This window comes from Sphaerisporangium rubeum, from assembly GCF_014207705.1.
Taxonomy (GTDB): Bacteria; Actinomycetota; Actinomycetes; order Streptosporangiales; family Streptosporangiaceae; genus Sphaerisporangium; species Sphaerisporangium rubeum.
The window spans coordinates 6,051,789-6,071,134 of the sequence record NZ_JACHIU010000001.1 but is presented as its reverse complement, the minus strand read 5'-3'; the positions used below and the strand labels follow the sequence as shown (position 1 = coordinate 6,071,134).

Here is a 19,346-nt window from a genome sequence, read left to right as displayed (position 1 = left end):
GACGTGTCGGTGGCGGCTGTGCGGAGGTGCTCAGCGACGCCGGCCGAGCGCGGCCACGGCCGCCGCGGCGATGCCGCCGGCCCCGGCCGCCAGCAGGTGGTTGCGATGCTGCGACAGCCACACCTGAGGGCTGCGCGTCTTGGCCTCGGCGTCGAACTCGCCGTGCGCGCCGTAGTCGGTGTCCTCGTCCGCGGGACTCCAGAGGTTGGACACCCCGCTCGGTTTCTCGTCGGTGAGCTGCGACTTCACCCCGAACGCGCCGAGATACCTGTCGAGCAGGCCGGGGATGAGCCGTTCGCCGAGGATGGTGCCGACGGTGCTGCCACCCACCCAGTACTCGCGCCGGGACGGGTGCTCGGCGGCGTACACGATGGCCCGTGCCGCGACCTCCGGCTGGTAGATCGGCGGCACCGGCTGCGGGTGCTTGCGCAGCCGCGACAGGACCCAGTCGAACTGCGGCGTGTTGAGCGCCGGCAGATGGACCATGGTGACCTTGATGTCGCTGCCCTCGTCGAGCAGTTCGGTGCGCACCGACTCGGTGAAGCCCTTGATGGCGTGCTTGGCGCCGCAGTACGCCGACTGCAGCGGGATGCCGCGGTAGGCGAGCGCCGACCCGGTCTGCACGATGACGCCGCGGCCCCTCGGCCGCATGCGCCGTAGCGCCGCACGGGTCCCCCAGACGTAGCCGAGGTACGTCACGGCGGTGGTGCGCTCGAACTCCTCGGGTTCGATGTCCTGGAACCTGGCGAAAACCGAGGAGAACGCCACGTTGATCCAGATGTCGATCGGCCCGAGGTCCCGCTCGACGCTGTCGGCCGCGGCCTCCACCTGCTCGTGGTCGGCGACGTCGGCCGGGTAGACCTTGGCGGTGCCGCCGAGGGTGCCGACCTCCGTCGCCGCGGTCGCGAGACCCGTCTCGCCGCGCGCGACGAGCGCGACCTTGGCTCCTTTCTCACCGAGCAGGCGTACGACCGCACGGCCGACGCCGCCGCTGGCGCCGGTGACGACGACGACCTTTCCTTCGAGCACGACGTCTCCCCTCAGGTCATGGACTGGGTTCCGCCGCCGAGGCGGCGCTGCCGCCGTACCGCGAGGACGACGTCGACCGCCGCCGCCACGGCGAGGACGGCGAGCACGATGCCCGCCACGGTGAAGCCCGCGACGAACGCGAGCACCCCCAGCGCCACCGCAAGGAAGATCGCGAAGGAGCCCAGCCGGATGTGCACCACGTCCCGCGGCGTCGACCGCACCATGGGCTTACCCGTCTCGGACCGCTGTTCTGGAGTTTCACTCACTTTCCGGCCCCCTTTCCCTTATCAGGGTCAGCTACCGTTCTCATCGGCTTCCAAACCCCGCAGGTCACCTGGACAGCACCTGCTTGATCGCGTTGAGCACCGCAGGCACGCCGGCGTCACCGCCGAGCACCCGGTTCCCGGCCAGGTACGGCGGCGGCCCCCACGGGCCGGACGGCTCGCCACCCGCGACCGTCACCGACGGCACGCCGTAGGCGGGTGCGAGGTGCGCGGCTCCGCAGTGCGCGCTCACCAGCAAGGAGGCGCCTGACACGGCCGCGCACAGGTCCATCAGCGACGACCGGCCGGCCAGCACGCTCTCCGGCGGCAGACCGGCGAGGCCCGCGACCAGCAGCCCGAGGGGCCGTTCCCTGCGGTTCCCCGTCACGACCACCCGCATGCCGTCGGCGACCAGGGCCCGCGCCACCTCGGCGAACCGCTCAGGTGGCCATCGGTACGCGGGGTCGGCGGCGCCGGGGTGGATCAGCGCGGTGCCGGAGGCAGGAGGCGGGTGACCCGGTGGTGGCGGCAGCCGCAGGTCGGCGGGGTCGGTCCTGGCGCCGTACCACTCGATGAGGCGGCAGCACCGCTCCACATCGTGCTCGTCGTCCCGCCATGGGGGGCCCTTCAACCGTGGGAACACCGGGTGCGCGAAGGCCCATAATCGCTGGGGCCGCAGGTCCATGAGGCGCAGATGGCTCTCAGGTCCCGGGCCGTACATGTCGATCGCGACGGTGGGGCGGTGGCCACCCCAGGCGAGGCGGTCCAGGCCACGGGTGGGGAGCACGGCACGGACCGCGCCGGTCAGGTCGGCCAGCTCGGTCAGTTCCTCGGGAACGGCCAGCACCACGCGCAGGCCGCCGGCGTACAGCGCGCGCAGCGCGGGGACGGCGGTGAGCAGTTCGCCGACCCCCGGTGCGCGGAGAACCAGCGCGGCGGTCATCGCCTCGCGACACGAGGACGGTGACCCGCGGCCGGTCGGAGCGCCGCCGGCCTGCGCCGCTCCTCCAGGACCTCGACGGGCCTGCGCGGCGTCACGCCATGCCGTTGCCGCAGCACTTCCTCGTAGACGGCGCAGGTCTCCGCCGTGATCCGTGGCCAGTTGTACCGTGTCCGCGCACGCTCACCGGCGGCCATGCCGTACGCGGTCAGGCGCATCGGGTCGCCGAGCAGGTCGTTGACCGCCGCCGCGACCGCCTCGGGGTCACGCGGCGGGACCAGCGTGCCGGTCACGCCGTCGATCACGGTCTCCTGGTGGCCGCCGACCGCGGACGCCACCACCGGCAGGCCGCACGCCATCGCCTCGAGGGCCACCATGCCGAACGGCTCGTACCAGGGCAGGCAGAGCGCGAGGTCGGCCGAGCGCATCAGCGTCGGCACGTCACCATGGTGCACCTGGCCGGTGAAGCGCACCCGGTCGGCCACCCCGGCCTCGCACGCGAGCAGCCGCAGCCGCCGTACCTCGGGGTCGCGGTCCAGCGCGTACGCGGGTGGCCCGCCGGCGACGACCAGCTCGGCGTCCGGGATGAACGGCAGGGCCTCGATGGCCGTGGCGACACCCTTGCGCGGCACCAGGCGGCCGATGGACAACAGCCGCGCTCGTCCCGTACGGGGAGCCGCGGGCCCCGCCGGGGTGAACCGCGTGCTGTCCACGCCGCACGGCACCACGCGCAGCGAACGGCGCGGCACCTCCATGCCGATCAGCTCGGCCACCTCGTCACCGCAGGTGGCGACGACCCGGGCCGCGCCACGCGCGACGGCGGCCTCGGCCCCCACCCGCCACGCCGGGCTGGTGTCGTCCACCCCCTGGTGGCGGCGCTTCACCACGCCGAGCGCGTGGAAGGTGTGCACGACGGGGACGCCGCTCTCCTCGGCGGCGGCGAGGGAGGCGAGACCACTCATCCAGAAGTGGCTGTGCGCGATGTCCGGCCGCCGCAGCCGCCAGTGGTCGCGCATCCAGCGGCCGAACTCGGGGATCAGCGGCAGGAGCTCGTCCTTGGGTATCCGCGCCGGCGGCCCCGCGGGGACGTGCACCACCGTCACACCCGGCGCGAACGCCACTTCCTCCGGTACTCCCGCACGTTCGCGCCGGGTGTAGACGGTGACCTGGTGGCCGAGAGCGCCGAGGCCCCGGGCCAGTTCCGCCACGTGCACGTTCTGTCCTCCGGCGTCCACTCCGCCGAGTGTGGCCAGAGGACTGGCGTGCTCTGAGACCATCGCTACCTTCACCGGAATCCTCCAGGTGCCTTGACCTCCCGGTTCAAGATTCAGGGAACCGGATGAGTGAACGAACCGCTGCCGGCAGACGCACGGGCTCAGGGTGCGCCTTCGAGCGTTTGGTACGGGTTCGTGCACGGGGTCCGGGTGCACGAGAGAGGGATGCGCCGTAAGCGCTTTCCCGATGCCGGCGAGGCCGCAACAGCACCTCGCGCGGACAGGTAGGACTGACTGTTCCGGTCAGACGTGCGTTCTATCCTCAGAATGACGGACCAAACCTCTCCGGTTTCGTCACCCGTGGAGACGGGCAGGCGGGACCCCGTACCCGATCGGAGGGGGAGACGATGGCCGACGCCGTGCATCACGACGAGACGCACCACGACGCGCCGCACTACATCGCGGCCCGCGTGCAGAGGGCCCTCGCGGAGGACGACCGCACCAACGAGCTCGGGATCCGGGTCGACATCCGCGGAGACCAGCTCTTCCTGCGCGGCACCGTGGAGTGCGACGAGCGCAGGCGGCAGGTGGCCGCGGTGGCGGGGGAGACCGCACCCGGCCTCAAGATCCACAACGAGGTCGGTGTGGTGGACATCCGGGAACCCGGTGAGGAGGAATCCCTGTGAAGATCAGAGTCGCGGCCGTCGGGGACGTCCACCTGGGGGAGGACCTGCGTGGCCGGTACCGACCGAGACTCGACCGCATCGGGGAGCTGGCCGACATCCTGCTGCTCGCCGGTGACCTCACCCGCCACGGCACCCCCGAAGAGGGACGTGTCGTGGCGGACGAGTTCCGGGACCTTCCCGTGCCTGTGGTGGCCGTGCTCGGCAACCACGACTACCAGTCCGACGCCGAGGACGACATCGTCGGCATCCTGCGCGACGCCGGCATCAAGGTGCTCCAGGACGACGGCCTGACGATCCGGATCGGCGAGGCGACACTCGGCCTGGCCGGCGGCAAGGGCTTCGGCGGCGGCTTCGCCGGCAAGTGCGCCAGCGAGTTCGGCGAGCCGGAGATGAAGGCGTTCGTCCGGCACACCCGTGAGATAGCGGACCTGTGGCGCAAGGCGCTCAAAGGCCTGGAGGCCGACCATCGCGTCGTGCTCAGCCACTACTCACCGGTCAAGGACACCCTGATCGGCGAACCGCTGGAGATCTACCCGTTCCTCGGCAGCTACCTGCTCGCGGAGGCGGTGGACGCCGAAGGCGCCGACCTGGTGATCCACGGCCACGCGCACCACGGCGGCGAGAAAGGCGTGACCCCCGGCGGGGTCCGCGTGCGCAACGTGGCACTACCGGTGCTCGGCCGCGCGTACGCGGTGTACTGCCTCGGCGGCGACGACCCGGACTGAACCGGTTTCGACGACACCGGCTCGAAGACCCCGGGAACGCGGCGGCCGGCGGATCGCCATTGATCCGCCGGTTCCGCGGGACGTGATTTTCGTTTATGTGGACGGTGCTGCCGTGGGATTACGCGTTACGGGTTGAAAATGCTCACACCACCCGGCCCGACGAGCAGCCCGACGACAATGAGGACGATCCCCCACAGGAGATCGCGACGAGCCAGGATGACGTAGATCCCGGCGATGACCAGCACGACGGCGATGAGCCAAAGAAGTGTACCCATGGGCATCCATCTGCCCTGACAAATCAGCCTTTAACATCTAGGCGGATCAAGTTTTCCCCGACGGACGCCAACGGCGAGGCAATGGAGATCCTCCCAGGTGAACGGCGACGGGCCCCCTCCCCGAGATGGGAAGAAGGCCCGTACGTCACGCCGTGACCCGCCGCTTCAGCCGTCCGCGACCGGCTCCTCCGCGGAGCGACGCCGGTCGAGGATCGGCTGCAGGAACCACAACCACCCGCTCATCCCCGCCACGCAACCGGCGAGCAAAGCCGCCGGCCACACCCCGAGGAACGACTCCACCACCAGACCCGTCGAGCACGCCATGGACAACGCCAGCGCGATCCCACCGGCCACACTCAACGCGTTGGCACGCCGGAGCATCTTCTCCTTCAACGCGCTACGGAACAGGATGCGGTGCTGCGTCGCCGGAGTGATCAGGCAGATCGAGGCCACCGCCGCACTCAGCATCGCGATGTAGAACAACCACCGTCCGAACTCGTCGACCCGGCCGAACCCCGCCGAGAACGGCAACGTCAACAGAAAGGCGAACAGCACCTGCACACCGGTGGCCGCGACCCGCAGCCCCTGCAACAGCTCACCTAACTCCCGGTTCACCCGCTCCCGGTGCGTCTCCCCGGGAATCGGCCCGGTCTCCCCAGGCGCATGACGCGGCTCCTCGGAGCTGGAGCCGCTCTCTCCGGAGCCGGACCGGTCCTCCTCGGACGCGGAGCCGGTCACCCCAGGTGCCGGTCCGGTGTCCCGGTCCGACATGTCGCTTACCGTCATCGATACATCCCGACCCTTTCCCTTCGTCGTGCGCGCACCATCCGGCGGGCCGCGGCGAGGCTTCCGGCGAGCGCCACGTAGGCCAGCAGACCCAGAAGCACCGTCATCCACACAGAGCCCGCTTCGGCGACGGGAACGATCAGGAGCGTGCAGGCGACCAGCGCCGCCACCGCGGCGGCCAGCCATTTGGCGTACTTGCTCCGCTGTAAGGCCCGTAACGCCGTCATCACAGTCGGCTGAGTCACGAATCCTCCTCGGTCGCCTGCATCAGCCGCGCGTACGCCAGCTGCATCCAGTCCGACACCGCGACCGCCGTCATGGTGGCCCCCGCCAGCCGCGTCAGCCGCGGCGCGAAGACCATCCCCGCCGCGTACGCCGTCGCCACCCACTGCGACAGGCAGAACGGGCACGTCACCAGCTCGCCGACCGCGTGCTTCAGCCCGTGCCCCCGCACCTCCTCGTGCAGCTCGGCCGGCCCGCTCACCCCCTCGTACCGGGTGAACGGCGCACGCAGCGGACTCGTCACCGGGTCCTTGCTGAGAGTGCGCGACAGCCGATGCGTAGCCATCCCCATGAGCGCGAGATCCATCAGGCGGATCTTCTCGGGGATCTGTTTACCCGTCACCTTCCCGAGCGCCACGAGCCCCGCGACCGCACCGCCGTACACCCCGAGAACCCGCACATACGACCCGAGCGGCCGTTCCGTACCGTTCTTGTAGGCGCGCTCCTCTCGGCGCATCGCATCCGTGAGATTGTTGGTCATAACGGCCCGTCTACCCAGGGTGAGCCCCCGCATGCCCCAGGTTTGGCGCTGATCCGGCCGGGTATGCGCTGGTCCCGACATGGGGGTGAGGGAGTGGCGAGCCACACACACGAAGTAACCGAGGGCATCATCGAGACCCTCAAGCGAGCAGGATCGGCCCTGAAAAGCCAAGGCGTCCGCTTCGCCCTGGCCGGCGGCTGCGCCGCCTACGCCAGAGGCGCCGCACCGTCCCTGCACGACGTCGACTTCGCCTTGGTCGAGGAAGACGTCCCCCGCGCACTGGAGACCCTGCGCGCCGTAGGCTTCCGCACCGCCACCCCACCCGAGGACTGGCTGGTCAAGGCCTTCGACGAACAGGACCGCCTCGTCGACCTGATCTTCCGCATAGACGAACGCCAGGTCACCCCGGAGATGATCGAACGCTCCGACATGATCAACACCGCGGCCCTGACCCTCCCGGTCCTGAACGCCACCGACCTGGTGATCTCCTGGATCCTCCCCATGAGCGAGCACAGCTGCGACTACGGCTCGATGCTCCCCCAGGTAAGAGCCCTGAGAGAACAAGTCAACTGGGACCAGGTAGCCGAGGTCGTAGCCGTCTCCCCGTACGCCTCAACCTTCCTGACCCTCCTGGACCGCCTGGGCATAGCCTGCGCCAAACCCCCCGCGGAAGACGCCACCCCCCACTGGCCCTGACCCCACCACCATCCCTCACACACCCCGGCAGCGTGCACTCCGCCAGGGAGCGTGTACTCCGGCTGGTTGGTGAACCCCGTGCTGGTCGGTGTGGTTCTGGCCCACCCATCGGAGTCGGCTCACTGCGACTTGGCCACCCACCCACCTCCGCACCACCTCTGGCCGCGTGAGCGGTCCGTGGTCGGTCGGCAGGGATACGTGCCCCGGCAGCGTGTACTCCGGCAGGTTCGCAGACCACCACTCGGAGGTTCGCAATCCACCATGCCGGTCTCCACCACCCCGACCGCGGAACGCTTTCTCCCCGCGTCGCTGTCTGAACACCCGGCGCCGGCGCGGTGCGTTGGTGTGCGGTGAATCCGGCGCCGCCGTACGGCGATCAAGGCTGGTCCGCGGTCGGGTCGCGCGGGGAGACGCGGAGGGGTCCACCTAGATCGCACAGGAAGACCCGATAGGTGATGCTTGCGGGAAAACGCGGAAGGCCGCGCCAACCGGCGCGGCCTTCCAGGTGCGGGCGTCCCGCTAGATCGTGCCGGGGCCGTGCGGGAAGCGACCGTAGTAGTCGCCGACCTGGTCCCGGTAGGCAGGCTCCTTGTAGCCGACCTCGTCGAACTCTGGGGCGTCCTTGATCTCCTGTTTGGTGCGGCTGACGAAGACCTTCCGCTCCTGCGGATCGATCTGCGTGACCGTGCTGGCCGGCAGCAGCACCTTCTTCCCGAAGATCCAGGGCCCGGTGTCCACGACCAGGTAGCTGTCGCCCACCTCGTAGGTGGCCTCGTCAACCGACCCGATCTTGCCGTCCGTGGCCTCGACGTGATATCCCGCCACGTCAAGGGTCTGGTGCCCCTCGGAAGCAGTCGGACTGTAGGTCCAAAGATCCCGGTTAACCATGAGTGATCTCTCCCTTCGATTAGCGTCGTCGGGCAAGACCCCAAGTACCCAACCCCCTCCCACCAAACGTCCGCACTCATCGCCATCCCGCTCCACACCAGCTCGACCCCAGAAAAAAATCCCCCCAAACCCTCCCAACTCCCCGCCACCCCCACCACATGGCGCAGGCACCCCCCAGCTACCGCTACGCTGGACACAGTCAAGCGCCGCTAGCTCAGTTGGTTAGAGCAGCTGACTCTTAATCAGCGGGTCCGGGGTTCGAGTCCCTGGCGGCGCACAGAGCAGTACGCCGTAGGTCTGGGCATTCCCCACATGTGGGGGATGCCCAGTGGTGTTTCATGCCGGTGGGGCAGGGAGCCGGCCGCGCTCGGCCTGGCCGACCCGCCGAGGTCGAACGAGAGACGACGATCTCGGCTTCGGTGACGCCGTCGAGAACGCCGCGATCTGATTCCGGCACACATCACCGGCCCGGTCGGCCCGACAACGTGTCGTGACCTCCAGCGTTGTGCGTATGGTGATCGTGTGACGCGGGATGACCGGCGAATTCTCGGCTCGTCGTTCGGTGCGGCGGCGGTCCTTTACGGTGAGCACCGTCCGGACTACGCGCGGGCCGCGGTGCGCTGGACGGTCGAGTCCGGGCCCGGGCCGCGGGTGCTCGATCTCGGTGCCGGCACCGGCAAGCTGACGGCGACGCTGGTAGCTGTGGGAGCCGACGTCGTCGCGGTCGAGCCTGACGCGGCGATGCTCGCCGAACTGCGCCGCGTGCTGCCGGGGGTCCGTGCCGTGTCAGGTGGCGCCGAGGCGATACCGCTGCCGGACGCATCCGTTGACGTGGTGCTCGCCGGTAACGCCATGCACTGGTTCGACATGGATGCCGCGGGACCTGAGATCGCCAGGGTTCTCGCACCTGGCGGTGTGCTGGCCGGCCTGTGGAACGTCCTTGACGACCAGGTCGACTGGGTCGCCGGGCTCGCACGTGTCAGCGGAAGCGCGGTCATCGGCCCCCGCGACACACCCGCCGGGTGGCGCGCGGAAGCGGCGGCCATGCTTCCCGGGATATGCGGGGCCGGCCGGTTCGGTTCGGCGGAGCAGGCGGAGTTCCCTCACGGTCAGCGTCGCACCGCCGGTTCTCTCGTCGAGACGTTCGCGACGAGAGCGGGAATGCTGGTCATGTCCGGAAAGGAACGAGAGGCCACGCTCGGTGAGGTCCGCGCGTACCTCGCGAGCCGGCCTGAGACAGCCGATGGTGAGTTCACCCTGCCGATGCGTACCTGCGTGCTGCGCGTCCGGCGGCTGTGAGCGGGAGGCGGGGATGGGTGGCGGGGGGTATCTGGGGGCGATCTTCGATGTCGATGGGGTGCTGGTGGACTCGCCGCATGAGAGAGCGTGGCGAGAGGCGTTGCGGTTGTTGATGGAGGGGGAGTGGGCCGGGGTTCGCGGGGGGACGAGGTGGTCGGCTGAGGGGTTCACCGGGAGGGTGTATCAGGAGGTTCTCTCCGGGAAGCCGCGGATTCGTGGAGCGCGGGACTGTCTTGCTTACTTCGGGGTGCCGGATGTGGAGGGGCGGGCCGAGGTTTTCGCGGAGTGCAAGCAGCGACTGCTTGCCAGGTTCGCTGAGGCGGGGGAGTTCTCTGCCTACCCGGACGCGGTGCGGTTCGTTCTGGCTGTGCGGGAGGCGGGGATCGCTACGGCGGTGGCTTCGTCGTCGAGGAACGCGGGGTTCTTTCTCCGGCGGATCGGTGTGGGTGGGTCTGCCGGGGAGGGAGGAGGATCTTCAGCGGTGGTGTTGCTGGACTGCTTCGACGTCGATGTGTCGGGACGGTGGGCCGGGCCGGGTAAGCCTGATCCGGGGATTTTTCTCATGGCGGCCGAGGAGCTCCAGGTGGCGCCGGGGGATTGCTTCGTGGTGGAGGACGCGGTCAGTGGGGTGCGGGCCGCGAAGAACGGGGGGCTGGCGGCGCTCGGGGTGGCGCGGGCCGGTGAGAGGGAACTGCTGGAGGCTGCCGGTGCCGATCTCGTGGTCGCCACTTTGGACGAGGTGGATGTCGCGGTTCTCCCTGTCCACCGGCTGACCTCGCGGGAGTGAGGTCCGGTCGTTCACCTGGTCGGTGGTCGGTGGTGAGGTCAGGTCTGGTCGTTCACCGGTTGCTTGCGGTGTCGAGTTCTCGTCGTCGACCGGCCGGCCGTCGGCGATGGCTTCCCTTTCCTGGTGTGTTGATGGTTTATTGTTGACAATCGTTCGCTCGCAGCACAGTTGGGTGGAAAGACCATGGCAGCTACTCTTCCGCGTGGGGTCCTCGCGGTTATCCGGACCACGAGTGCTGAGCATGCGCTCACCATCGGACGGGCTCTCGCGGGGACGGGGGTCGGGGCCGTCGAGGTGACGTTCACGGTTCCTGATGCGGCCGGGGTGATCGCGCGGTTGGTGAAGGAAGGGGTGCCGAACGTCGGTGGGGGGACGGTGCGGACTGTGGGGCAGGTGCGGGAGTGTGCGGAGGCGGGGGGTGGGTTCGTGGTGTCGCCGCACACCGATGCGGAGGTGGTACGTGCGGGGGTGGAGGCGGGGCTTGTGGTGGTTCCTGGTGCGTTGACGCCTAGTGAGGTGGTGGCGGCGGTCGGGATGGGGGCTCATGCGGCGAAGGTGTTTCCCATCGGGGCCGTCGGTGGGGTGGGGTATGTGCGGTCGGTGCTGGAGCCGTTGCCGGATGTTCCGCTGGTGGTTTCGGGGGGGATCGCGCCTGAGGAGGTGCCGGAGTATCTGGCGGCCGGTGCGGTTGCCGCGTGTCTTGGGAAGGCGTTGTGGCGGGAGGAGGACGTGGTGGCGGGGGATGTCGAGGCGGTGCGGCGGTACGCGGACGCGGTGCTCGACGTGGCGGCTCCCCGGTAGGCGTGGATCGGCGGTGAACCGGCGCGGCTCGGGGTCGCGCCGGCTTTCCTCGTCTCACCAAGGGACGGTGAGACGAGGAAAGGGGTGGGGGGACGGCGACGCTCTGAGGGCCTTCGCGATGTGGTCGTGGCCGGGATGTGGATGATCTTGCGGGGAGGGGGCGGGTCAGAGGGGGCGGGGGGCGGAGAAGTCGGTGGGGGGGCCTACGGAGGCGGTCCAGCCGCCGTCGGCCACCAGGCATTCGCCGGTGACGTAACCGGCGGCGTCCGAGAGGAGGAAGAGGATGGGGCCGGTCATTTCCTCGGGTTCGGCGCGGCGGCCGAGGGGGGTGCGTTGTTCCAGGTGGCCCAGGGTGAGGACGCCGCGGGTTATGGCGCGGTCGGTCATGGGGGTGCGGACGAAGCCGGGGGCCACGGCGTTGACTCTTACGCCGGTGGCTCCCCATTCGGCGGCGAGGGTGCGGGTGAGGCCGATGACGCCGTGTTTGGAGACGCCGTAGGCGGTGCGGCCGGCGAAGCCGCCGAGGCTGGTGAGGGAGCCGATGTGGACGATGCTGCCGCGGCGGTTGGCGAGCATCACGCGGCCGGCGGCGCGGGAGACGCGGAAGGCTCCTACCAGGTTGATGTCGATGACGTGCAGGAAGTCCTCGTCGGTCAGGTCTTCTGTGGGGCCGAAGCGTGCTACGCCTGCGGCGTTGACGACGCCGTCGAGGCCGCCTTGGCGGGTGACGACGGCGGCGATCAGGTCGTCGACCGAGGCGGTGTCGGACACGTCGGCGATCTCGGTGTGCAGGTCGAGGCCTTCCGCGGCGGCGGTTTTGGCGGTGTCGTCCAGTACGTCGCGGCGGCGGCCGCTGATCGTGACCCGTGCGCCGTGCCGGGCCGCGGCGAGCGCGACGGCCCGGCCGATGCCGGTGCCGCCGCCGGTGACGAGCAGCGACGTACCGGTGATGCCCGCGACCGCGGTCCCGGCTGAGGAGTCCATCAGGTGTGCCTTTCGAGTGGAACCGTAATCGGTAGATTGTTGACAATAGGCTGCTAACTGGTGACCATCAAGAGGCGTGCGGCGGCGGCCGGCTCCGAGTGAGAGGCCGGGTGCCAGGGTCGACCTGGTGCGGCCGTGCGCGGGAAGTCGGACGTGAGGGCCGGTGCGAGCCGGCCCTGCCGTCCGGTCGTAAGAGCGCGACGTCGGACGTCGAGGGCCGGATGAGAGTCCGGTTCGGTCGTGCGGCCATGAGGAACGGCACGGAGTTGGCTGTGTGGCTCGGGTTGGATGTCGGGACTTCGTCGGTGAAGGCTGTTCTGCTGGATGACGGCGGGACGGTGCTGGGCCGGGGGAGTGGGGCCGTCCGTACGGTGCGGGACGGGCCTGATCGGGCCGAGCAGGCGCCTGAGGACTATGTCGGTGCCGCCGCCGCGGCCACGGAGCAGGCGTTCCGGGGGGTCGGCGATGTGCGGTTACGGGGGATCGGGTTGTCGGGTCAGACGCCGACGCTGGTCGTCGTGGACGACGGCGGGGAGGCGGTGCGGCCGGCGATCGGCTGGCAGGACACGCGCGCCAAGCGGCAGGCGGTGGAGCTGGAACGCGAGCTCGGCGATCCGTTACCACTGATCGGCACGTCGCTGCCGTGGTCGGCGTCGGCGTGTCCGGCGAAGATGCGGTGGCTGGCCGAGCACGAGCCGGAGACGGTACGCAGGGGCCGCACGCTGCTCCAGCCCAAGGACTACCTCGGTCTCGTGCTGACCGGGTCGGCGATGTCGGATCCCTGGTCGAGCAAGGGACTGTGCCACGTGCTGACGGCCTCTCCCGCCTCGGCGGTCGTCGAGGCCACGGGCTGGCCGGTGTCGGCGGTGCCGGTGCTGGCGCAGGGCTGGACGGCCAGGGGGACGCTCACCGAGGCCGGTGCCAAGGCGCTCGGGCTCAAGGCGGCCGGGGTGCCGGTCAGCGTGGGGTGCTCCGACGCCATGTCCGGCATGCTGGCGCTCGGCGCGCTGACCGAGCCGGCGTCGTTCGTGCTGACCGGCACGTCGTCGATGACCGGGACGAGTGTGCGCGCGGGGCCTGACCAGGCGCACCCGTTGTACGTCATCCCCCCTGAGTGTTCGCCGATGACCGTGGTCTACGGGCCGACGCAGTCGAGCGGCGCCTCGGTGGAGTGGGCCGGCCGCATGCTCGGCCGCACTCCGGACGAGGTCGTGGCGCTCGCGGGCCAGGCGCGGCGGCGGCCGGTGTTCGTGCCGTACCTGTCGGGGGAGCGCGCACCGGTCTGGCGTGGTGACGTGCGGGCCGTACTGGCGGGGCTCGGCGCGGACGACGGGCCGGCGGAGCTGGCGGCGGCGGTGCTCGCCGGGGTGTCGCTGGCGGACCGGCATGTGCTCCAGACCGCGGCGACGCTGCTCGGCGCGGCCGGTTCCGGGCCGGTGCGGCTCGGTGGCCACGCGGGCCGGGACCGGCGGTGGTGGGAGGTGCGCGGCCGGACGCTCGGCGTGGACCTGGAGGCGGTGGACGACACCGATCCGCCGTCGCGTGGCGCCGCGATGACGGCCATGGCCGCGAGCGGCACGGACCTCGCGGCGGCCGTCGGACGGCTGGCGGCGCCGGTGCACCATGTGCCGGTGACGGCCGAGGCGCGGCGTGAGGCGGAGCGCGCGTACGCCGTCTACCTGCGGTGGGCCGGTCACACTCTGGACTCTGACTACTAAACAAGGGCAAGTCAGGCAACATTGCCGTAACGCGCAGGACCCGGACTATTGACATCAGAAGTCCCACGCACGACCCTGTGGGAACCCGCTGATTGTCAACAATCAGCAAGTCCCCGGTCGGTCTCGGACCGTTCCCAGGAGGTAATTCAATGGGCGAAACCCCCAGGTCGGAGACTGTTCAGATACCAGACGCGGGACGGCGTGGCTTCCTGAAGGGACTCGGTCTCCTCGGTGCGGCCGCGGCCGGAGCTCCACTGCTCGCCGCGTGCGGTGGATCGTCGTCGCCGTCCAGCACGGCCAGTGGAGGCAAGACCCAGCTCAAGATCGTTTCATGGATGGGCTTCGAGCCCGGCCGCAAGGAGGCCTGGAAGGCCGTCTGCGACGCCTTCAACGCGCAGAGCAAGACCATCGAGGTCAGCATGACCGGATGGCCGTTCGCGCAGTACTCCAACAACGTCCTCACCCAGATCCAGTCCGGCGCGCTGGACGGCGACCTGATCACCGCTCCGCCGGACCTCGCGGCGCGGCTGCTGTCGCTGAACCAGCTCCTGCCGGCGACCGAGGCGATCAACGCCGCCAAGGTCACCCCCGACCCCAAGCTGCACGCGTTCATGCAGAAGGACGGCGCGCTGTACGGCGTCAGCACCGTGACCGTCGGCTTCGGACTGCTGTACAACGAGAAGATCCTCACCGAGGCGGGCCTCCAGCCGGCGACGACGCCGGAGGAGTGGATCGAGCAGGGCAAGAAGCTCACCAAGCGGCCGGACAAGTTCGGCATCATCCAGGCGAACACCCTCGCCGAAGAAGGCAGCTTCTGGTTCAACCTGCAGAACACGGTCAACGCCTACGACGGCAAGTGGGCCGACGGACGCACTCCGCTCGTCACGAGCGAGCCGGTGGTGAAGTCGCTGGAGCTGTTCAAGTCGATCTACGACACCAGCATCCCCAAGGGCCTCAACGACGCGCAGATGATGAGCCTCATGGGTGACGGCCGCGCCGCCATGGGTGTCGTCGTCTCGGCCACCGTCAACGTGCTCAAGTCCAACAGCCCCGACATCTACAGCCAGTTGCGCAGCGCCGCCTCGCCGTGGCAGGGCAAGCGCGGCACCTCCCGTGTCCACCCGATCGGGATCTTCAAGAACACGGAGAAGAAGGAGGCCGCCACCGAGTTCATGGCGTGGCTGCTCAAACCGGAGAACATGGCTTTGCTCACGATGAAGTCGCTCGACGCGATCCCGCCCTACCCGGAGCTCAACGAGGTTCCGGAGTTCGCCACGTACCTCAAGGATCTGCCGTGGCTCAGCGGGTACCAGGACGTCAACCCGGTGACCCCGATGGACCTCATGGGTGACTTCATCACGGCCAACGACGAGTTCGGGAACATCGTGCTGAAGAACTTCCAGGAGTCGCTCACCAAGGGTGTGCCGGTGGCCGAGAGCATGGCCAAGGCGCAGACGCAGCTCGAAAACCTGGCGTCCCGGCTCAAATGACGACCTCGACAGCGCCGGCCGGCGCCGATGTGGCGGAGGCCGGCCCGAAGGGCCCGGCCTCCGCGCCTCGCCGTGTACGCCGCGGCGTGCGTACGTATCTCCTCGCGTACATGCTCGCCGGGCCGATCCTCATCTACGAAGCCGTGTTCGTGCTCTACCCGATCTTCCAGAGCGTCCGGCTCAGCCTGACCGACACCTCGCTCGGCGCGGAGGACGCGTCGTTCGTGGGGGTGAAGAACTACGACCGGCTGTTCCACGACCCCGACTTCTACGGCAGCCTGTTCAACACGCTGACGTACGCGTTGTCGGTGGTCGTGGTCGCGGTGGGGTTCGGGCTGGCGACGGCGCTGCTGGTGAACAGGCGGATGCGCGGCCGGGGCCTGATCCGGGGCATCATGATGACGCCGTGGGCCTTCCCTGAGATCGCCACGGTCCTGATCTTCATCTGGATCATGAACCCGACGTTCGGCGTCATCAACATCATCTCCGACCATGTGCCGGGGCTGGACGCGTCCGGCGGCTGGCTGACCTCCAGCCCGCTGGCCATGGTGTCGATCGTGCTGATCTCGACGTGGAAGACGTTCCCCTTCTACAGCATCGTGATCCTCGCGTCGCTGCAGACGGTCCCCGAGTCGCTGGAGGAGGCGGCACGGGTGGACGGCGCCAACGTGTTCCGGCGGTTCTGGCACGTGACGCTTCCGTCGATCAGGCCGACTCTCGTCCTGCTGTCGCTGCTCGCGTTCATCTTCGCGTTCCGGCAGTTCAGCCTCATCTGGCTGACCACAGGCGGCGGCCCGGGACGGGACACCGAGACGCTGGTCCTCGGGATCTACAACAGCGCCTTCAAGTTCTACGACTATTCGTACGGCACCACCATCGGCGTGGCGAGCCTCGTGGTCACCCTTCTCGTGACCCTGGTGATCCTCGGCATCCAGCGCCGGTACGGGGAGGACACAGACTGATGACCACGACTTCCGCACCGGCCGGGGACCGGTTCCAGCTGGCACGGCTGCGCGTCGCGGGACGCTACCTGTTCATCACCGTGGTGTGCCTGGTCGTGCTGTTCCCGATCTACTGGATGGTGCTGACCGCGATCCAGTCGCCGGCCTCCACGCTGCACTACCCGCCGAGCCTGTGGCCGACCGAGCTGGACCTGTCGGGGTTCGCGAAGGTCTTCCAGGACCTGCCGATCGGCGGCTGGCTGGTCAACTCGACGCTGCTGTCGCTGGCGGCGACCGTCGTGACCACGCTGCTCGCGACGATCGGCGCGTACGCGCTGTCGGCGCTGCGCTGGCCCGGCCGCGCGCTGTTCGGTGTGCTGCTGATGACCACGCAGATGATGCCGGAGGCGATCGTCATCATCCCGATCTACCAGCTGTACAGCCGGGCCGACATGGTGAACAGCCTGCTCGCGCTGTCGCTGCTGCACGCGGCGTTCGTGCTGCCGATCGGCGTGTGGATCCTGCGGTCCGCCATGTCGGGGGTGCCGCGCGAGATCCGCGAGGCGGCGCTCATCGACGGGTGCAGCCACATCGGCGTGCTGCGCCGCATCATGGTGCCGCTCACGTCGCCGGCGATTGTCGCGGTCGCGGTCGTGGCGTTCTTCGCGAGCTGGGGTGAGTACCTGTTCGCCACCACCATGATCACCAGTCCGGAGCGCTACCCGGCGGCGGTCGGCCTCGCGACCCTGATCGGCCAGCTCGACACGCAGGTCGACGTGCTGCTCGCCGGCGGCCTGATCTACGCGCTTCCCCCGGTCGTGCTCTACATGCTGATCCAGCGCTTCATCATCTCCGGCCTCACCGCCGGCGGCGTCAAGGGCTGACCGCCGCGCTACGTAAGGAGTGAACGTGACAGGCCAGGAAACCACGGTGACCGCGACGTCCGTGTGGCCGGACATCAGGGACACGGCGGTCCCCGAGGGGACCGTCGGCATCTGGTGGCTCTACCAGGCGGGTTTCGTCATCAAGAGCCCCGGCGGCACGACGGTCGCCATCGACCCCTACCTGTCGGAGTCGGTGGTGGCGTCGTACGGCATCTCGCGCGGCGTCCCGGCGCCGCTGACGGCCGAGGAGTCGGAGTTCGACATCGTGCTCGCCACCCACCCGCACGACGACCACCTCGACCCCGACTGCGTGACGGCGTTCGCGGCGCACCCCGGTACGGCGTTCGGCGGGCCGCCGTCCGCCGTGAAGATCGCACGCGGCGGCGGCTTCCCGCACGACAGGACGCACGCGCTGCGGCGCGGCGACACCGTCGGCGTCGGCGACGTGACGATCGAGGCCGTCATGGCGCGGCACATGTTCGAACAGGAGCCCACGCCGGACGCCGTCGGCTACATCATCACCGCGGGTGGATGGCGGATCTACCACTCCGGCGACACCGAGTACGACGCGCGGATCGTCGACGACACCGAGGACCGGGTCGACATCTCGCTGATCTGCATCAACGGGACCGCCGGGAACATGGACGCCGACGAGGCGGCGCTGCTCGCGTTCCGCCAGCGGCCGAGGCTCGCGGTGCCGATGCACTTCGGGTTGTGGCACGACGAGGACTACGGCCCCGGCGCGACCCTCGACCCGCGGCGGTTCGTCGACATCTACCACCGGCTCGCGCCGGACGCCGACGTCGCGATCCCGCGCATCGACGCACCCATTGTGTTCCCCCGTGGATAGTTCCCGGCGCCTGCGGTCCGGGGAAGGTCCCGGCGTGCCATGAGCGACGACCGACAGCCGGCCGACGGGTCACGTGAGGGACGGCGGTTCACCGCCTACCTCGCCACAGCCGCACTCGGCCGCACCGGCGTCGAGGCGATGACCCCCGCGCTGCTGCTCGCGGCGCTCACCCTCGGCCGTCCACCCCTGGACGGCGTGCTGCTCGTGGCGGCGGCGACCGCGTCCGCCGCGCTCGGCGGGCCGTTCGCCGGCGCCGTGCTCGACCAGGTGCGGCGACCGGCCCTGGCGTACGCGGGGGTGCTCTGCCTGACGTGCGGCGGCCTCGCGCTGCTGGGCCGGTTGATGACGTTCGCGCCGCTGCCGCCGCTCATGGCGGTCGCGGCGGTCATCGGCATCGGTCACCCCATGCTGAGCGGCGCGCTCACCGCGCAGCTCGCACGCATCCTCCCCGCGTGGCGCCTGCCGCGCGCGCTGTCGCTCGACGTGGCCGTGTTCAGCGTCGCCGGCATGGCGGGTCCCGCGCTCGCGGGCCTCGGCGTCACGTTCACCGCGGAGGGGCAACTGCTGCTGGTGGGTGCGCCGTTCGCGCTCGCGCTGCTGCCGCTCGGCGGCATGCGGCTGCCGAGGCGAGCGGCGGGTCGCGGCGCGGGGTGGCCCGCGATCGGCTCGGGACTGCGCGCCATGGTCGCCGACCGGGTGCTGCGCGAGGTGACGGTGCTGACGTCGTTCACCGCCTTCGCGCAGGCCGGGCTCGTCGTCGCGGCGCCGCTGCTGTCGGTGGCACTGACCGGCGGCCTGCGGTGGACCGGTGTGCTGCTGGTGACGCTCGCCGCGGGCAACCTGGTCGTGTCGGTGGTGACGGCCCGCTGGCCGCTGCGGGGCCGGCCCGAGGTCGTGGTCCGCGCCTCGGCCGTGGCGTACGCGGCGCTGCTGTGCCTGCTCGGCCTGGTGAAAGGCCCCCCGCTGACGCTCGTGGTGATGTTCCTCGCGGGGACCGTGACCGCGCCGCTGTTCACCGGGCTGTTCCGCACCCGGTTCGAACGGTCGCCGCTCCACGTGCAGTCGGGGGTGTTCGGCACCGGCGCCGGGCTGCGCAGCTTCTCGTTCGCCTGCGGGGCCGCCACGCTCGGGGTGGTCGCGCAGTACGGCGTGGTCTGGTGCCTGCTCGCGGCCGGCCTGGCGCAGCTCGCCGGCCTCGCGCTCGGCTTACTCACCCATGCGCCGTGGCGGCCCGCGCCGCCTCCCCGCGAACCCGGTGTGGCGCAGGACGAAGCACCGGTGCCGGGCCCCGCAGGGGCTCTGTGACGGACCGGATGACGGACCTACG

The 19,346-nt window shown here is 70.0% G+C and carries 22 protein-coding genes and 1 tRNA gene; 13 read left to right on the top strand and 10 right to left on the bottom strand.

Annotated elements, in window-relative coordinates:
- Positions 1-30: 30 nt before the first annotated feature.
- From BJ992_RS25780 to BJ992_RS25765, 4 genes are all read right to left on the bottom strand, one after another.
- Positions 31-1,029: an SDR family oxidoreductase gene (locus BJ992_RS25780; RefSeq protein WP_184985294.1), complete on the bottom strand. Its 999-nt coding sequence runs from the start codon at positions 1,027-1,029 to the stop codon at positions 31-33.
- A gap of 11 nt (positions 1,030-1,040) precedes the next feature.
- Entirely contained in the window at positions 1,041-1,295 is a 255-nt protein-coding gene (locus BJ992_RS25775) for a hypothetical protein (protein ID WP_184985292.1), read from the bottom strand.
- A 64-nt stretch (positions 1,296-1,359) separates the two neighbouring features.
- Positions 1,360-2,235 (bottom strand): glycosyltransferase family 9 protein, encoded by an 876-nt coding sequence (locus BJ992_RS25770; RefSeq protein WP_221474978.1) that lies wholly within the window; start codon positions 2,233-2,235, stop codon positions 1,360-1,362.
- A complete protein-coding gene (locus BJ992_RS25765) occupies positions 2,232-3,521 on the bottom strand; it encodes a glycosyltransferase (protein ID WP_184985290.1) in 1,290 nt (429 codons plus the stop codon). The genes BJ992_RS25770 and BJ992_RS25765 overlap by 4 nt, the downstream gene beginning before the upstream one ends.
- A gap of 332 nt (positions 3,522-3,853) precedes the next feature.
- Here BJ992_RS25765 and BJ992_RS25760 point away from each other — a divergent pair, with 332 nt between their 5' ends.
- Together BJ992_RS25760 and BJ992_RS25755 are read left to right on the top strand one after the other, a co-directional pair.
- Positions 3,854-4,132, top strand: coding sequence for a BON domain-containing protein (locus BJ992_RS25760; protein ID WP_184985287.1), 279 nt, complete (start codon positions 3,854-3,856; stop codon positions 4,130-4,132).
- Positions 4,129-4,857 carry a metallophosphoesterase gene (locus BJ992_RS25755; RefSeq protein WP_184985284.1) on the top strand — a complete coding sequence of 243 codons (729 nt, stop codon included), beginning with the start codon at positions 4,129-4,131 and terminating at the stop codon, positions 4,855-4,857. Before BJ992_RS25760 ends, BJ992_RS25755 begins: the two co-directional genes overlap by 4 nt.
- 125 nt (positions 4,858-4,982) lie before the next feature.
- Here BJ992_RS25755 and BJ992_RS25750 read toward each other — a convergent pair whose 3' ends face one another.
- The 4 genes from BJ992_RS25750 to BJ992_RS25735 all read right to left on the bottom strand — a co-directional run bounded on the left by BJ992_RS25750 (position 4,983) and on the right by BJ992_RS25735 (position 6,681).
- Positions 4,983-5,132: a GPGG-motif small membrane protein gene (locus BJ992_RS25750; protein WP_184985282.1), complete on the bottom strand. Its 150-nt coding sequence runs from the start codon at positions 5,130-5,132 to the stop codon at positions 4,983-4,985.
- A gap of 165 nt (positions 5,133-5,297) precedes the next feature.
- Entirely contained in the window at positions 5,298-5,918 is a 621-nt protein-coding gene (locus BJ992_RS25745; RefSeq protein WP_246496773.1) for a DUF6328 family protein, read from the bottom strand.
- A complete protein-coding gene (locus BJ992_RS25740) occupies positions 5,915-6,163 on the bottom strand; it encodes a hypothetical protein (protein ID WP_184985280.1) in 249 nt (82 codons plus the stop codon). Before BJ992_RS25740 ends, BJ992_RS25745 begins: the two co-directional genes overlap by 4 nt.
- Positions 6,160-6,681, bottom strand: a complete 522-nt coding sequence (locus BJ992_RS25735) for a DUF1360 domain-containing protein (protein ID WP_184985278.1) — start codon at positions 6,679-6,681, stop codon at positions 6,160-6,162. The genes BJ992_RS25740 and BJ992_RS25735 overlap by 4 nt, the downstream gene beginning before the upstream one ends.
- Positions 6,682-6,774: 93 nt before the next feature.
- On the opposite strand from BJ992_RS25735, the gene BJ992_RS25730 reads away from it, so the two are divergent.
- Positions 6,775-7,377, top strand: coding sequence for a nucleotidyltransferase family protein (locus tag BJ992_RS25730; protein WP_184985276.1), 603 nt, complete (start codon positions 6,775-6,777; stop codon positions 7,375-7,377).
- A gap of 519 nt (positions 7,378-7,896) precedes the next feature.
- Here BJ992_RS25730 and BJ992_RS25725 read toward each other — a convergent pair.
- Positions 7,897-8,202 (bottom strand): PRC-barrel domain containing protein, encoded by a 306-nt coding sequence (locus BJ992_RS25725; protein WP_343072852.1) that lies wholly within the window; start codon positions 8,200-8,202, stop codon positions 7,897-7,899.
- A 266-nt stretch (positions 8,203-8,468) separates the two neighbouring features.
- Between BJ992_RS25725 and BJ992_RS25720 the strand changes: the two genes are divergently transcribed.
- From BJ992_RS25720 to BJ992_RS25705, 4 genes are all read left to right on the top strand, one after another.
- Positions 8,469-8,542: transfer RNA gene (locus BJ992_RS25720), tRNA-Lys, on the top strand.
- A 245-nt stretch (positions 8,543-8,787) separates the two neighbouring features.
- Positions 8,788-9,564, top strand: a complete 777-nt coding sequence (locus BJ992_RS25715; protein ID WP_184985272.1) for a methyltransferase domain-containing protein — start codon at positions 8,788-8,790, stop codon at positions 9,562-9,564.
- 13 nt (positions 9,565-9,577) lie between these two features.
- A complete protein-coding gene (locus tag BJ992_RS25710; RefSeq protein ID WP_184985270.1) occupies positions 9,578-10,351 on the top strand; it encodes an HAD family hydrolase in 774 nt (257 codons plus the stop codon).
- Between the two features lie 183 nt (positions 10,352-10,534).
- Entirely contained in the window at positions 10,535-11,152 is a 618-nt protein-coding gene (locus BJ992_RS25705) for a bifunctional 4-hydroxy-2-oxoglutarate aldolase/2-dehydro-3-deoxy-phosphogluconate aldolase (RefSeq protein WP_184985268.1), read from the top strand.
- Between the two features lie 165 nt (positions 11,153-11,317).
- On the opposite strand, the gene BJ992_RS25700 is transcribed toward BJ992_RS25705, so the two are convergent.
- Entirely contained in the window at positions 11,318-12,136 is an 819-nt protein-coding gene (locus tag BJ992_RS25700; RefSeq protein ID WP_184985266.1) for an SDR family NAD(P)-dependent oxidoreductase, read from the bottom strand.
- 221 nt (positions 12,137-12,357) lie between these two features.
- On the opposite strand from BJ992_RS25700, the gene BJ992_RS25695 reads away from it, so the two are divergent.
- The 6 genes from BJ992_RS25695 to BJ992_RS25670 all read left to right on the top strand — a co-directional run bounded on the left by BJ992_RS25695 (position 12,358) and on the right by BJ992_RS25670 (position 19,324).
- Positions 12,358-13,854 (top strand): xylulokinase, encoded by a 1,497-nt coding sequence (locus BJ992_RS25695; protein ID WP_343072851.1) that lies wholly within the window; start codon positions 12,358-12,360, stop codon positions 13,852-13,854.
- A gap of 335 nt (positions 13,855-14,189) precedes the next feature.
- Positions 14,190-15,344, top strand: coding sequence for an ABC transporter substrate-binding protein (locus tag BJ992_RS25690; protein ID WP_184985262.1), 1,155 nt, complete (start codon positions 14,190-14,192; stop codon positions 15,342-15,344).
- An 86-nt stretch (positions 15,345-15,430) separates the two neighbouring features.
- The gene (locus tag BJ992_RS25685; RefSeq protein WP_184985260.1) at positions 15,431-16,306 is read left to right on the top strand and encodes an ABC transporter permease subunit; all 876 of its coding nucleotides are present in this window, start codon (positions 15,431-15,433) and stop codon (positions 16,304-16,306) included.
- Entirely contained in the window at positions 16,306-17,169 is an 864-nt protein-coding gene (locus tag BJ992_RS25680) for a carbohydrate ABC transporter permease (protein WP_184985258.1), read from the top strand. Before BJ992_RS25685 ends, BJ992_RS25680 begins: the two co-directional genes overlap by 1 nt.
- A gap of 25 nt (positions 17,170-17,194) precedes the next feature.
- Positions 17,195-18,019: an MBL fold metallo-hydrolase gene (locus BJ992_RS25675; RefSeq protein ID WP_184985256.1), complete on the top strand. Its 825-nt coding sequence runs from the start codon at positions 17,195-17,197 to the stop codon at positions 18,017-18,019.
- A gap of 39 nt (positions 18,020-18,058) precedes the next feature.
- Entirely contained in the window at positions 18,059-19,324 is a 1,266-nt protein-coding gene (locus tag BJ992_RS25670; RefSeq protein WP_184985254.1) for an MFS transporter, read from the top strand.
- The last annotated feature ends 22 nt before the right edge of the window (positions 19,325-19,346 follow it).

What these genes read in the sequence shown, in the direction of transcription:
- BJ992_RS25680 (WP_184985258.1), top strand. Translation starts at nt 16,306, where the DNA reads ATGACCACGACTTCCGCACCGGCCGGGGACCGGTTCCAGCTGGCACGG.
- BJ992_RS25700 (WP_184985266.1), bottom strand. Translation starts at nt 12,136, where the DNA reads ATGGACTCCTCAGCCGGGACCGCGGTCGCGGGCATCACCGGTACGTCG.
- BJ992_RS25705 (WP_184985268.1), top strand. Translation starts at nt 10,535, where the DNA reads ATGGCAGCTACTCTTCCGCGTGGGGTCCTCGCGGTTATCCGGACCACG.
- BJ992_RS25670 (WP_184985254.1), top strand. Translation starts at nt 18,059, where the DNA reads ATGAGCGACGACCGACAGCCGGCCGACGGGTCACGTGAGGGACGGCGG.
- BJ992_RS25760 (WP_184985287.1), top strand. Translation starts at nt 3,854, where the DNA reads ATGGCCGACGCCGTGCATCACGACGAGACGCACCACGACGCGCCGCAC.
- BJ992_RS25690 (WP_184985262.1), top strand. Translation starts at nt 14,190, where the DNA reads ATGGGCTTCGAGCCCGGCCGCAAGGAGGCCTGGAAGGCCGTCTGCGAC.
- BJ992_RS25750 (WP_184985282.1), bottom strand. Translation starts at nt 5,132, where the DNA reads ATGGGTACACTTCTTTGGCTCATCGCCGTCGTGCTGGTCATCGCCGGG.
- BJ992_RS25745 (WP_246496773.1), bottom strand. Translation starts at nt 5,918, where the DNA reads ATGACGGTAAGCGACATGTCGGACCGGGACACCGGACCGGCACCTGGG.
- BJ992_RS25710 (WP_184985270.1), top strand. Translation starts at nt 9,578, where the DNA reads ATGGGTGGCGGGGGGTATCTGGGGGCGATCTTCGATGTCGATGGGGTG.
- BJ992_RS25770 (WP_221474978.1), bottom strand. Translation starts at nt 2,235, where the DNA reads ATGACCGCCGCGCTGGTTCTCCGCGCACCGGGGGTCGGCGAACTGCTC.
- BJ992_RS25695 (WP_343072851.1), top strand. Translation starts at nt 12,358, where the DNA reads ATGAGAGTCCGGTTCGGTCGTGCGGCCATGAGGAACGGCACGGAGTTG.
- BJ992_RS25735 (WP_184985278.1), bottom strand. Translation starts at nt 6,681, where the DNA reads ATGACCAACAATCTCACGGATGCGATGCGCCGAGAGGAGCGCGCCTAC.